Origin of the sequence: Neobacillus vireti (assembly GCF_036962465.1) — a bacterium.
Lineage (GTDB): Bacteria > Bacillota > Bacilli > Bacillales > Cytobacillaceae > Neobacillus > Neobacillus vireti_B.
In genome coordinates this window covers 84,085-97,178 of record NZ_JBALNF010000033.1, presented here as the reverse complement: position 1 = coordinate 97,178, position 13,094 = coordinate 84,085, and the positions used below count along the sequence as shown (strand labels likewise).

Annotated in this window: 14 protein-coding genes; 8 read left to right on the top strand and 6 right to left on the bottom strand. The window is 34.9% G+C overall.

Features of this window, described 5'->3' with window-relative positions:
* Positions 1 to 175: 175 nt before the first annotated feature.
* On the bottom strand, positions 176 to 502 hold the full coding sequence (locus V7077_RS15420) for an AzlD domain-containing protein (RefSeq protein WP_335503392.1): 327 nt from the start codon (positions 500 to 502) through the stop codon (positions 176 to 178).
* On the bottom strand, positions 493 to 1,212 hold the full coding sequence (locus V7077_RS15415; protein WP_335503531.1) for an AzlC family ABC transporter permease: 720 nt from the start codon (positions 1,210 to 1,212) through the stop codon (positions 493 to 495). The genes V7077_RS15420 and V7077_RS15415 overlap by 10 nt, the downstream gene beginning before the upstream one ends.
* 110 nt (positions 1,213 to 1,322) lie before the next feature.
* On the opposite strand from V7077_RS15415, the gene V7077_RS15410 reads away from it, so the two are divergent.
* The 6 genes from V7077_RS15410 to V7077_RS27740 all read left to right on the top strand — a co-directional run bounded on the left by V7077_RS15410 (position 1,323) and on the right by V7077_RS27740 (position 7,772).
* Positions 1,323 to 2,708, top strand: coding sequence for a PLP-dependent aminotransferase family protein (locus tag V7077_RS15410; protein WP_335503390.1), 1,386 nt, complete (start codon positions 1,323 to 1,325; stop codon positions 2,706 to 2,708).
* 543 nt (positions 2,709 to 3,251) lie between these two features.
* Positions 3,252 to 3,497, top strand: coding sequence for a TOTE conflict system archaeo-eukaryotic primase domain-containing protein (locus V7077_RS27745; RefSeq protein ID WP_420489659.1), 246 nt, complete (start codon positions 3,252 to 3,254; stop codon positions 3,495 to 3,497).
* Between the two features lie 329 nt (positions 3,498 to 3,826).
* Positions 3,827 to 4,579: an SDR family oxidoreductase gene (locus V7077_RS15405; protein ID WP_335503387.1), complete on the top strand. Its 753-nt coding sequence runs from the start codon at positions 3,827 to 3,829 to the stop codon at positions 4,577 to 4,579.
* 1,120 nt (positions 4,580 to 5,699) lie between these two features.
* Positions 5,700 to 6,623 carry a LysR family transcriptional regulator gene (locus V7077_RS15400; RefSeq protein WP_335503386.1) on the top strand — a complete coding sequence of 308 codons (924 nt, stop codon included), beginning with the start codon at positions 5,700 to 5,702 and terminating at the stop codon, positions 6,621 to 6,623.
* A gap of 110 nt (positions 6,624 to 6,733) precedes the next feature.
* Positions 6,734 to 7,372, top strand: a complete 639-nt coding sequence (locus tag V7077_RS15395) for an HD domain-containing protein (RefSeq protein ID WP_335503382.1) — start codon at positions 6,734 to 6,736, stop codon at positions 7,370 to 7,372.
* Between the two features lie 334 nt (positions 7,373 to 7,706).
* Positions 7,707 to 7,772, top strand: a complete 66-nt coding sequence (locus V7077_RS27740) for an NAD(P)H-dependent oxidoreductase (RefSeq protein WP_420489658.1) — start codon at positions 7,707 to 7,709, stop codon at positions 7,770 to 7,772.
* 431 nt (positions 7,773 to 8,203) lie between these two features.
* On the opposite strand, the gene V7077_RS15390 is transcribed toward V7077_RS27740, so the two are convergent.
* The 4 genes from V7077_RS15390 to V7077_RS27735 all read right to left on the bottom strand — a co-directional run bounded on the left by V7077_RS15390 (position 8,204) and on the right by V7077_RS27735 (position 11,838).
* Complete coding sequence (locus V7077_RS15390; RefSeq protein ID WP_335503380.1) at positions 8,204 to 8,740, bottom strand: TetR/AcrR family transcriptional regulator; 537 nt, start codon at positions 8,738 to 8,740, stop codon at positions 8,204 to 8,206.
* Positions 8,741 to 9,693: 953 nt separating this feature from the next.
* Entirely contained in the window at positions 9,694 to 10,194 is a 501-nt protein-coding gene (locus tag V7077_RS15380; RefSeq protein ID WP_335503378.1) for a hypothetical protein, read from the bottom strand.
* A 1-nt stretch (position 10,195) separates the two neighbouring features.
* A complete protein-coding gene (locus V7077_RS15375; RefSeq protein WP_335503374.1) occupies positions 10,196 to 10,669 on the bottom strand; it encodes a hypothetical protein in 474 nt (157 codons plus the stop codon).
* Positions 10,670 to 11,310: 641 nt separating this feature from the next.
* A complete protein-coding gene (locus V7077_RS27735) occupies positions 11,311 to 11,838 on the bottom strand; it encodes a CBO0543 family protein (RefSeq protein ID WP_420489656.1) in 528 nt (175 codons plus the stop codon).
* Positions 11,839 to 12,114: 276 nt separating this feature from the next.
* On the opposite strand from V7077_RS27735, the gene V7077_RS15370 reads away from it, so the two are divergent.
* Complete coding sequence (locus V7077_RS15370) at positions 12,115 to 12,792, top strand: Na+/H+ antiporter NhaC family protein (RefSeq protein WP_335503528.1); 678 nt, start codon at positions 12,115 to 12,117, stop codon at positions 12,790 to 12,792.
* A complete protein-coding gene (locus tag V7077_RS15365) occupies positions 12,777 to 13,070 on the top strand; it encodes a hypothetical protein (protein ID WP_335503370.1) in 294 nt (97 codons plus the stop codon). Before V7077_RS15370 ends, V7077_RS15365 begins: the two co-directional genes overlap by 16 nt.
* The last annotated feature ends 24 nt before the right edge of the window (positions 13,071 to 13,094 follow it).

Sequence of the window (13,094 nt, the reverse complement as noted above, 5' to 3'; positions counted from 1 at the left end):
TGATTGAGCTTAATCTGAATAAAGGTTAACGCCCAAGATGTTAGGAAAATAACGAAGAGGGGCTGTTCACGAAGGATTGAAAAATAACCTTTTTGAACAGCCCCTCTTCACTTATTATAAGACCCATACGGCCAGTATGCTTATCACAAAACGGCATTAATAACACTTTACCAATTTAAAACACAAAACGTAATACCATGATAGAGAGGATGCCAGCGACAACCGTTCCTAATAAACTGCGTGTTACAATTGCAATCAAAAAAGCAGGCAGAGACGCGATTAGTTCAAGGTTTTTGTGCAAAGGCTCTAATTTTCCGTTTGGCATTAGCAGCTCTTGTCCCACTAAGGCTGCCATAACGGCAATGGGAACGTAGTTCAACCATCGCATGGCCCATTCTGGGAGTTCAACACGACTTAAGATAGCTATTGGAAGTACTCTTGGAATAAATGTGACAATGGCTGATCCAAAAATAATTAAAAAGATAGACCATCTTACTTCCATTTTTCCACCGCCATTCCTATGCCAGAGGCAATGATTGTCGCTACAATAACCCCAACGCTTCCAGATGCCACCAAACTTATCCCTACAACAATGGCAACTGCAGTTAGTGCAACAAGAACATCTTTCATCCATTTTCTTCGGCTGACCATTTGCAGGACAAGCAGGCCAATGAACATACCCGGTAATGCAAAATCAAGACCGAATTTTTCTGGATTTGAAATCCATTCTCCGAAAAATGCTCCTGCAATATTAGCAATAAACCAATTCAAATAAGCAGTTATATTTAACCCATGCATCCATTTTTCGCTAAGCCATTTCTTACTTGCAGCTTCATTCATTGCCACACCAAATGTTTCATCAGTAAGTAAAGAACCAATTAATATATTCTTGCCTGTTGTTAGATGACGGAAATAAGGCGATATAGCCGCGCTCATTAAAAGATGGCGGAGGTTAATAAAGAAAATAGTAAAGATAATCGCTAGGGTTGGACTATTTGCCCCAATCATCGCCGCAGCAATAAATTGACCAGAACCAGCGTATAACAGTAAGGATATGAGTCCAATTTCAACAATCGAAAGTCCTGCTGTTTTTTCCACAACACCGGCCGCAAAACCAATACTTAAGTAACCAAGTACAGTGGGCAGACAATCCCGTACACCGGCAAGGAAGCTGCTTTCTTCCCGCAAAAACGTGTTATCACTGATGTTCAAATCTTTCACCCACTTATCAGAAATTGTATGTAAATTTACTTTATCATCCCTATTGTATGGCTTCAATGATATAATTGTATGCAATACAATTTTTCCAAGGAGGGTGTTAGATGCCAGTTAATTCGTTTGAAAATTATCCTATGTCGTGGAAGCCGGATAAAAAACAGCTTGCCCCTCCATTGTATCGATCGATTGCCAGTTTGCTAGAATATGATATTCTCAATGGCTTTCTCGCGCCCAATACGCAACTACCTCCTCAACGAGAAATTGCAGATTATCTTGATATTAATCTAAGCACTGTCACAAGGGCATTTAAAATATGCGAGGTGAAAGGATTCATCTATGCCGTTACCGGAAGGGGGACCTTTGTTACTCCCAATATAAAAAATGCTATCTTTATGGCGGACAGTGATGAGAATAAGAATTACATAGAGATGGGGATCATCAAGCCCCTCGATCACACCAACTCTTTGGTCGCACAAGCGATTAAAAGCATTGCCGCCAAAGATTATCTGGAAAATTTATTAGATTACAGACACCCGCTGGGAATGCCTTATCACAGAATGGCAGCCAAAAAGTGGATGCAGCGCTTTAACATGGATGTACCCGTTGAAAATATTACGATTACTTCAGGAGGGCAAAATTCCTTTTCGCTTATTCTAATGGCCTTGTTTCATCCGGGAGATAAAATAGCGGTCGATATCTATACTTATCCCAATTTTATTGAACTGGCAAAAATAATGAATATCCAATTAATCCCTATTGAGGGGGATGAGTTTGGCATGAAGCCGGAGAGATTAGAGGCCGTCTGCAGAACTAATTCATTACAGGGAATTTATTTGAGCCCCTCCTGCAATAATCCTACTGCTGTAACAATGAATATGAAGCGCAGAAAGGAAATTGCAGATGTCATCAATAAACACGGGCTTATCTTAATAGAGGATGACGTATACTCTTTTCTGGCGCCAAATGGCTATTTCCCTATTTCACATTTTGTACCGGAAAGGTTTGTTTATATCCTAAGTATTGCCAAATCACTCAGCTCTGGTATTCGAGTTGCATTTATCGCTTACGCTAATCCGTTTGTTGAAAAAATTACCTATGGAATTTTCAATCTCAACGTAAAAACATCTGCCTTAAATGCAGAAATTATAACAGAGTTAATTAATACTGGGGCTGCTGAACAAATCATTAAGAAAAAGCGGGAAATTTCGCAAGAACGGAACCGGCTTTACCAGAAATATTTTCAAATCAATCATCCGAGCGAAAACCCGATTAGTTTTTTTCGTTGGTTACCATTGCATAAAAAATGGCAGCTAAACCATCTTGAGCAAATTGCCTTAAACCAGGGGATCCATGTTTTTCATTCTCATCGTTTTTTGGTCAAAAAAGATGAATCTCCTCAATTTATTCGTATTTCACTAACTTCACCTAAGGACTCTGATGAATTGGAGAAGGGATTTTGCATCCTAAAAAGATTTTTGTTAGAGTCGTAAAGATTTAATCACCATATCTTTTGTGTTGTCCCATACACTCTAGACACGTTGAGTGTGTATCACAGTTATTTTTGAAATAAGTCTGACATCCATGAGGGACATGTGGAAAGTATTGTCTAAGGACTGGATAGTACGCTATTGCAAATCATTTTGCAAACAGAAGCGCAAAAAGTGATTTATGTTTCCTGCAACCTGTCCAGATTGGTGAAGGATATCCAGACACTAATTTCGAAATATAAAGTGACGAATATATTCAGCTGGTTGATATGTTTCTGCAGACAAGCGTATGTTGGAGTCTGTGGCCCTATTAATGTTGAAATAGTATTGGATTAATAACCAATTAAAATGGAGTGAAGAAATAAAGTAGTTAGAGTCCAGTTTCGGTTAAAGAATTGGGCTCCTTTAGTTTTATCCTGCACCTTCCTTGGATGTTCTCTCACACTTATTGAATATAATGTTATTAAATATTATCTGATTTTGAGAGATAGGTATGAATGAAACGAACGATTGCAAAAAGAAAATCATTACCTGAAGCAATTATTGATGAAGATTCCTTTTCATATTGAAAGGTCCAGATCGGGTAATGGAGTACATGTATGGATATTCTTTTCTTCAATGGTTTCCGTAGTAGTTGAAAGGAAACTGGGAATAGTTCTTTTAAAGAAAATAAAAGAAGAATATGATGAATTTCTCATGGAATCTTTTGATAGGATGTTCCCTAACCAAGACACTTTGCCAAGTGGAGGTTTCGGAAAGCTCATTACCCTCCCACTTCAGAAGTACCTGTGAGAAATGGAAATAGTTTATGTGTTGATGAGCATTTTATTCCTTTTACTTAATGAAAAAAGAAAATTGTAATCTAATATAAAGTGCTTTTTCCAGATGTACAGGAAAAAAGGTATATTGCTTATGGAAACAGGAAAAGCCCCTGTTTCTTTTTTATTCTCTTGAGTAATGAAGGAAGCGGAAATTGAAATATAAGGCTTAAAATTCTAAAATTTCAATCGCAGATAGTTACAAAACGTTTAATTTGTAACTTGACGATGTATAATGATGTTAATGATTGTTACAAAAAATAAAAAATGTAACTTTTTTATTTAATAACAAGGAGAGATATCATGACAAAAAATTTTAATAAAACAAACGATTTTCGGGTTGCATTTGTATCAGGGGGTTCTGGTGGTATTGGACATGCGATAGTAAAAAAATTAGCCGATAATGGATTTGCCGTTGCTGTGCACTATTCGAGCAATAAAATTAAAGCAGATGCTATCGCGAACGAGATTGTTCAGAAGGGTGGAAAAGCAATTAGTGTAGGTGGAGATGTTTCAGATGAAAAACGAATGGAAGAAGCTTTCAATATTGTAGAAGAAAAGTTTGGCGGAATTGATGTCGTTATCAATACAGCAGGTATCATGATTCTCAGTTCTATCGCAGAGGCGAACTTAGAGGATTTAGATAAAATGTATCGTATAAATACTCGCGGAACTTTTGTTATATCCCAACAGGCTGCCCAACGTGTTCGCCAAGGTGGTGCAATTATCAACTTTTCTACCTCTGTGACCCGCACGAAATTACCAACATATGCTCTTTACGTCGCGAGTAAAGCAGCGGTTGAATCTATGACAATGATTTTAGCTCGCGAACTACGTGGTAAAGATATTACAGTTAATACGGTAGCTCCAGGTCCAACTGCGACACCGTTATTTTTTAATGCAAAGGATAAACAAAAAATCCATAATTTTTCTAAAACAACACCACTTGAACGCTTAGGTAAACCAGAAGATATCGCAGAAACAGTATTATATTTAGCGACTTCGGGCCGCTGGATTAATGGGCAAGTAATATTTTCAAATGGAGGTCTTGCATAAATAAATAGTAGGAGGAACGAGAAATGAGTAGTACAGGAAAAAAGGTTATATTTGTAACAGGGGTTTCAAGCGAATTTGGTGCTCCGGTAGAGTAATAACTTTATTCGGGCAGGTGATACCACCATCATTAAAAACTGCTAATCGGATATGAAGCTTGATTGAATTATTATCCTTGGAGACATTGGCCCACTCTCCAGCTTTTTTGGAAAACTGATCTGACTTGAATCTAAAATATCCAGTTTACCAATAGTTGAACTTGACTCTTTTTTGGCATGACGCCCATTGATCCTCCGGAAGATTGTTGGCAAATATCCTGTAAAAGTTGGAACGGTAGGCGTTCAATATTATGATAGACATTAGAGGCGTGAATAGATTCCAAGTCGGACAAACTTTGGATTGTCGGTTTTGCCCGCAGGTTATCTTCGACAAGCAGCATGACGGCTGGTCCGGTAAGCAATTTTTTTGATACAGGATCCACGAAGGGGTAGCGATAATTTTTAAATCAAGAATCTCTAAACACTTTTCAACGACGCTTTTATTTGGTATAGTGTTACACTTGGTATGTCTCCTTTTGTAGAAGTCATGAGGTAACGTGTTATCTTATGTAGGCCCTCTACAGTAGGGGATTTTTTTGTTTTGTCTAACCAATGAAAATACATTATTTGCATTTTCTGTATACTAACCAAAATTTGTTTTATGTTTGCAAGACCAATGCCTGTAAAAGAAAGAATGTTTCTGAATTAAACCAGTATATAGTTTGTTAACACATTATCTATAAAATCTTTATTAATCGGCATCGGTCCTTAATTCAAACAATGTTTACCCTATTCTGTACTTTCGCGCTGGATGTCAGTATGAATGGGTACTCACTTGAATTGACATTTACACTTTTAGAAAATCATCAAGTTATTAAGTCATTGCCATAATGAATTTGGCCTTCTTAATTTGTATGGTGGAACCACATTTTCCTTTTAAACAGAAAGGGAACAAGGGATTTTTCTAGTGTGGTATAACTAATCATACAAATCACCTGATTAAAATAACTAAATTCATAGAGAGATTTATTTCAATAACTATTAAAATAAAGAAAAATTTTGCGTTTGAAAGGTGTGTAAATAATTTGGAATTGCGACATTTAGAGTATTTTTTAATGGTTAGTAAAGAACTTCATTTTACTAGGGCATCTGAAAAATTAGGGATTTCTCAACCAACCTTAAGTCATCAAATTAAAATGCTTGAACAAGAGGTGGGGTATCCACTTTTTAATCGTGTCGGAAAGAAAATCGAGCTTACTAAGATAGGAGAAATAATACAGCGAGAAGCATCTAACATTCAAGACTCCATACAAAGAATGTTCTCTCAAATTACAGCATTGACGGAAGGAGAAATTGGGGAATTAAAAATTGCTGTATTACCAGGAGAAATTACGGATTTAGTATCTACTCTATGTATTCAATTTAATAAGTTTTATCCTAACATTAAGGTATTTATACAAACCACTGATCAGGTGGAAAAAGCCGTTTTAGAAAACAAGGCTGATTTTGGTATTGATTTTTATCTAAATCAAAATGATATGTTGCAAGTTACGAAGTTGTATGATGAAGAATTTTACTTGATTAGTAATAAAAGTAATGGAAATCAAAAGGTTTCATTAGCTTCCATTTTAGCGGGTCCACTTATTTTATTTCCAAATGTGCATCAGTGTAGAAAATTACTTGAAAAAGCAAGCGATAATGTTGGTAAGCAATTAAATCCTATTATTGAAACGTCCAGTATTGAATCTATATTGAATCTCGTTCGAAGTGGTATTGGTCGCAGTATTGTTTCACGTACATTATTTGAATTTTATGAAACAGGTGATTTATTTTTTCAGCATATTGAAGATGCATCTATGACTAGGGCTGTTTATCTTGTGATGAAAAAGAATTGTTTTATCAATTATGCAGCGCGAAAATATATAGAGTTATTAATACGTGAAATCGAAAAGCTTCATTTTCACACAGAAAATAATGCGATTTCTTCTTTGCAAAGTTCTCTATCATAGTTTTTATCTATGATTATAATAGAAATGATTGAATAGATAAAAAATAAAATTCTCTTTACAATTAAATCAACTCATAAAGGTGAGGATAGGATATAAAAGGAGGCTTAATCATGCAACACACAATTGCAGGTATCAAAATTCCTGATTCTCAATTGGCACAAGATGCAGCTGATATTTTGCGAGAACATGGAAATAATCTGTTATGGAATCATTCCAATCGTGTATTTTTATTTGGGGCAGTAAACGGAAAAAACTTGAAGAAGAATTATGACTTGGAGTTATTATATGTCAGTGCTTTATTCCATGATTTGGGTTTAACAAAAAAATACAGCAGTCCAGATTTACGGTTTGAGGTAGATGGTGCAAATGCTGCAAGAAGTTTTTTACAACAGTATCAAATTTCAGATGAGTCAATCCGTCTTGTATGGGATGCTATTGCATTGCATACGACACCCGGTATAGCAGAACATAAAGAGTCTGAAGTAGCACTACTTTTTTCTGGTGTTGGTTTAGATGTCATGGGGGATGGCTATGATAAATTTCCAGAGGACTTACGTAAAGAAATTCTAGGCGCTTTCCCTCGTAACAATTTCAAAAGGGAAATTATTCCGGCTTTTTATGAGGGCTTTAAGCATAAACCAGAAACTACTTTTGGAAATATGAAAGAAGATATTATTCAACATTTTAAACCGGAATATAAGAATAAGAATTTCTGTCACTGCATTTTACATTCAGCATGGTCAGAGTAAATAAATAAAAAATTACAGAATCCAAGTTTCACGTTTGATGTTACTAACATTAGAAAATAAACTATGTCTTTTGTACAGTTTTTTTGTTCTCATTAAATATTTCATGTTTAGTGAGCAATCTTAGTAATAATTATTGGTGATTATCAATCGTGAAATTTGTGACAATCGTGGGAAGTTTACGTAAAAAATCATATAATTTGCAAATAGCAAAAACTATGCAAGAACGCTATTATGGAAAATTTGACAGAAAATAGCAGAGATCCGTTCCCTACCTCATTATGATTAAGATGAGGAAAACAACCCACCGCAGGCAGTAAAAGAATTTAAAGAGTTAATTACAAGTGCAGATGGTGTAATCATCATTACGCCAGAATACAATTGGTGTATTCCTGGTGTTTAAAAAAATGCTCTGGATTGGGCTTCGAGGGTTGAAAGATACTCATTGGTAAACCAGTCATGGCCCTTGGTGCCAATCTTGGACTGCTTGGAACTGTTCGTGCACAAATGATTTACGTGAAATATTAGCTGCGCCTTGTATTCAATCAAAAATACTTCCTCAAGGAGGAAATGAGGTACTGTTTAGCGAATCAGAAGTTTAATGAATAAACAGGAAAATGGTGGACGAAGGCACACTTAGTTTCTTAAATAGTAAAATAGAGGCTTTTATCCATTTTGTAAAGACTAATACATATTAAGACGTAAAAGCTCAATTTTATTTCGAAATAAAATTTTTGACTAAAGTGATCGCTACGGCGGTCTTTTTTCTTGTGTCAGAAAAAGATCAGTTCCCCATCTTGAAAAAAGGGAGGCCTTTTCGTAATTTTACTAATATCACAGATTATTAGCTAATAACCGCCATACATCTTCAAACATATCCTTATAAAACTCACTATCCCAACGGTCTGCAAAATATGGATTATGGAAATATATAAATGCGGTGATGATTGCAGGGCCTGCTTTTTTTAGTCCACTAATGGACTCGGCTTTATGCGCTAATTGGTTTAAGTGCTCTTTAACTAGAATTTGCGTACGCTCTAAATAATCTGTATATAACCGAAACATACGTTGATCATTATGGTAAAGTTTTTTCTTTGTAGTAGCTAGAAGCCAAAGCCAATCATGAAGTGCAACAACTGAACTTACACCTTTTTGGGCTTCCCATTCTAATAATTCTTTAGAAGTAGTTTCTAACCACCGTAGTGCAAGTTGTTGTAATAGATCTTCTTTATTTTTGTAATGTTTATAAAATGCAGCATGAGTTACTCCGAGTTCCTTTGCGATATCAGAGAGAGTGGTTTTTTCTACTCCCTTTCTCATTATAATTTCTTCTGTCACGGAAAAAATCTTTTCTTTATTAAGTATTGCCATTTTGCTCCCCCTAGTTTTTTCTAAGTTTAATTATACCTTATAACTACTTGGTTACAAAATGTCCAATTTGCAACTAAGCTTTAGACTATCCAGAAGGTTTGATTAATGGGCAAGTAATATTACTGATGGGTTTTGCATGGCTGGGAGGAAGCCAATTGGGTTGTAAGGGTAAGTAGATTCTATGGAATTAGGCCCAATTTCTCTTAAACTAAAACAGAAAATGGGCTTTTTTGAGTGTAATAACTTATCTTTGTATATCCCCATAATTATTGAGAAATTTGTTGCAGCCTAAAAGTTGATTGAATTTGCATTCTTTCTGTGGTAATTCCTTAATACTGTACTGATAAGTTTGTTACAAAAATAATTTTGGGGTAATTAGAGGCTGGTTCTTCGATTTCTACTGAACTTTTTTATCCAATCTGTTTACAAAGCAGGATTGAAGCCCAAATTTTAATAATAACCCTTCTCGGATTATCAGAAGGGCTATTTTCAATATTGAGTGGATGAAATTAATAGAATTTTTAATCGCAAACGGAAAAAAGTCTGAAGTATCCTGTTAATAGTGCACATTGTCTCTTTAAATTTTCCTATACAAGTGATTGCGCGAGTGGTTTGTTTTTATAAGTCCTATTGGAAAATATTTCCGGATATTTCTTTGGGTAAAACATGATCTAGTTCCTCGTTTAACCATGAAAGGGATATACTTCGCAAATAATCACGCATTTTTTCTCTGCAGTGAGCATAACCAAATTGATTGTACAAAAAGAGGGGGATTACAGCAGTTTTCTCTATACAAATAACCATTATCTTTAATATTTTTACATTGAAAAATACACGTTGAACCTTCAACAACTTCAACTACATCCCAAAAAGAAAAATTGGGGCAAACTATGATTATCTCGTTTTTAGGAGCAAATGAATGAAGCAACAATTGATTATTATTGGGAATTCTTTTATGGAGCTGCGCTTTTATGTAAACTCTTTGCTTTATAAAGCATTAAAGTGTACCAGGAAATCAATAATAAATAAATGTTAAATGAGTAGATAGGTCTCCAACCTTTATAGGTATAGATACCAGCTTTACTACCTAACCATTCAAAGATAAAAGAAAGTATCGCCCAACAAATAATATGTAGAAACTGAAATTCTGTACTTAACTTAAATCTATCATAAAAATAGCAGTAAAAATATACATATAAAGGGTAAATTAAAGTATATAAAATTAAGTCGAAAATACAATGCTTAGGATTATCCATTACATCGTATAAATCATAAGGGAAAAACAAAATATCCCCTAATCTTGCTGAAAAAGCTCCGAAAACCAAAATAAATACTGTAAGGGATGCAGGGAATTGCTTTGGTAACTTGATATAAAAATAAAAAAGGACAAACCAAAACAAAAGTATAATGGTTTCGTTCAGGTCAAAGTAATTGGGAAGTGCATAAGTCTTCATATTATCCAACTTTCTTTTCGTTTTTTATTAAATGTCTGAAAAAAAATGCGAAAAGCAAAGTAATTATTATTGCTATAAATGAATGACAGAAAGAAAAAATATAATTCCATCTAGAAGAAATTAAAAGTTTTGTATGTAAGATGACCTGGTCACTAAATGCTACTGTTAAAATGAAAATAAGTAAAACAACTGTTTTCCCTGTATTGGTCTTACGATTATAAATAAGCTGAAGCATCCAAAGTAATAAAACTGGGACAAAAAGCATGAAATAGACAATACAAAACCAATCACCAATTTTATCTTTCCCCTTAATCACTTCCATATTTAGTGAAAAAATATTAAATAGTTCGTTTCCAATCGTAAATGCTAAAAAAAAGGAAGCCAACAGTTCAAAGAGCGAAATATTACTTTTAAAATAAACCAAGGGAATAATTCCTATAAGCACAATTGCCATTAAAATTGAAAGAGTAAGCATAAGTCCTCCGTTATTAATCCATAAAGTATTGGAAGATTGTCTTGTTCTTTTTTTCCTTTTCCTTATCATTATTATCTGCATTTAATTGTAAAAAGACACAAAAAATTGTCACATAAATTTAACATGCGTATTGGACTCTAGTGTTTTATAAATCCTAATTCCTTTAATTTTTTTACAATAATTCCCTTTACAGGGGAAGTGTTAGAACTAGAATATAAACACTCTAATTTTAAGTTCTAGTATCTGCAGTTAACCAAATAAAAACTAAACTGTCTATTGAAAAAAGCTAAGCTGCTAAAAGGGGATATCACTTAATCAAAATTAAATCCTTAATTATTTAATCTGGACAGGTTGATAAGGAATTATTGAATATTGAATAACAGGATACAAAGGTGTACATGCACACCAACCTCAAAGTGAAGTTTGAGAGGGACTAGGGGGGACCGTATGTCTATCATTAGAAAAATACATTGGATCGAAAAGTGCTTTAATACAATATCTTTTCTGGCCTTAACTAACCACAAATTTCTTACAGTCTATCTTCCTTATTTTGTTTTCTTGCGATGAAAATTTTACTTGAAGATTTTATTACACAAGCTAATTTATATTTTTTAATTAACCTATGTTCCAATTTTCGCTAATTAAATCTGGATGTCGAAATACAAGATAAGAAATCCAGTACAAGTGAAGCTTAATACCCATGCCCAAAGTGGTTTTATAAAGTGTAAGCGAACTCCAATAAAAATAAAAATCCATACTAAGGCAGACCACCAAAAATTCCAACCATTTGAGTATACAATCAGTTTTCCATACATAAATACACCTTCAACCAGAATCTCGATGAGCATGAAACATATCATATAAAATACCTGTCGAGACCAAGACGATTTGACAGGGAAAAGAGAAAGGTAAAGAAAGATTAACGCTGGAAAGGCAATTAAAGTATTGAAAAAGTCAATTATTTTATGATTGTTGATGAAGAGTGTATCTCTATACCGCCAAAGAGGGAAATCATCAATAAGGTAGCAAATTCCTAAATTTACGGAGATATAAAATAGAAGAGTGGGATAATAATTTTTCCAATTTTTCCAATCCCCGATTTTCCATATTGCTAGTAAATAAAAGGAAGTTAATAATAACCTAAATATTGAAATCAAATCTGAAAACATAAAATGGTCCTCCAAATCCCAAAGTCTACTTTAAAATAGTATTTGCACTTTTTACTTCCTGAATTCAGTGGTATTAATGGATCAAACGTGGGCGAAATTTGGTGGGAATTACATTCAAAATTATTTTTAAAAAGTTACTTTTAAGTTCAACGATCGTAAAAGTCTTATTTTCTCTTAGATAAATCATTCCGTCATTAATATTTAGAATACTAAACGTGACCTTACATAACTGTTTTAGGGTTCTCAAGTTTCTAAGGGCTTGCAAACCTCTTGGGCGTGTATGGAGGATTATTCACGGCGTTTACCTTCCTGGCAGTTTGTGTGATTTCGACTGCCACCGGATCATCGATCGGAACAATGTTTACCTGCTTCCCTATTTTCTACCCGGCTGGGGTATTGTTGAGAAGCGATCCTGCCATTCTTGCAGGTGCACTCGTCAGTGCTTCTATTTTTGGTGATAACTTAGCACCAATATCAGATACCACCATCATTTCTGCTGGAACTCAAGAATATACAAAAAAAGATGGTTTTGCTGAAGTGGGCGGCTGTGTTGCCAGCCGGTTGAAATATTCCTTGGTCGCAGGTGCTATCTCATTTGTTCTATTTTGGATCCGCGGTCGCGGCACGGCAGGGGATGGTGCTTCGGATATCCTTGCCAAGAACATGAATCCAAACTCACTGGTTATGCTGGTTCCGGTCGTCGTCATGTTAATTATCGCAATCAAAACCCGCAATATCTATAAAGCTATAACTATAGGGATCATTTTAGGAACGATAACAGGTCTGGCGTTTCACCTTCTAACGTTCGACAATGTTATCTCAGTTAAGGATGGTGCTCCGAAAGGTTTCCTAACAGGCGGCATTAGCAGCATGATGGTAACGGTTACGCTAGTTATTTCTGTCTATGGCATAATGGGGGTGTGCTTGGCGGTGCGGGAGTGCTTGAAAAAGTGACAAATGGGATACTTAACAGCAAAATGGGTAAGACAGTCCGCGGTGCTGAGATCGCTATGATGTTAGGTATTTCGTTTACAACCTTGCTCTTCGGTGGTGAAAGGCACTTTTTTGGCCGAGGAAAAAGTGTTGAGGCAATTAGTTTAGAAGTGAAATCCAAAAATAAACTCTTTCGATCAAATAAACCTAAATTACCTCAACTTCCCTATTTTCTTTTGCACTTTTTATTTGATAATATTAAAATGTATATTTACTATAGCTTGATAAAAAGTGCTTAAGCACGTATCAGTGTAGAAGAAGCA

Coding starts and splice junctions, on each gene's coding strand:
- V7077_RS15420 (WP_335503392.1), bottom strand. CDS start 502: ATGGAAGTAAGATGGTCTATCTTTTTAATTATTTTTGGATCAGCCATT.
- V7077_RS15410 (WP_335503390.1), top strand. CDS start 1,323: ATGCCAGTTAATTCGTTTGAAAATTATCCTATGTCGTGGAAGCCGGAT.
- V7077_RS27745 (WP_420489659.1), top strand. CDS start 3,252: ATGAAGATTCCTTTTCATATTGAAAGGTCCAGATCGGGTAATGGAGTA.
- V7077_RS15405 (WP_335503387.1), top strand. CDS start 3,827: ATGACAAAAAATTTTAATAAAACAAACGATTTTCGGGTTGCATTTGTA.
- V7077_RS15395 (WP_335503382.1), top strand. CDS start 6,734: ATGCAACACACAATTGCAGGTATCAAAATTCCTGATTCTCAATTGGCA.
- V7077_RS15390 (WP_335503380.1), bottom strand. CDS start 8,740: ATGGCAATACTTAATAAAGAAAAGATTTTTTCCGTGACAGAAGAAATT.
- V7077_RS15380 (WP_335503378.1), bottom strand. CDS start 10,194: ATGAAGACTTATGCACTTCCCAATTACTTTGACCTGAACGAAACCATT.
- V7077_RS15375 (WP_335503374.1), bottom strand. CDS start 10,669: ATGCTTACTCTTTCAATTTTAATGGCAATTGTGCTTATAGGAATTATT.
- V7077_RS27735 (WP_420489656.1), bottom strand. CDS start 11,838: ATGTTTTCAGATTTGATTTCAATATTTAGGTTATTATTAACTTCCTTT.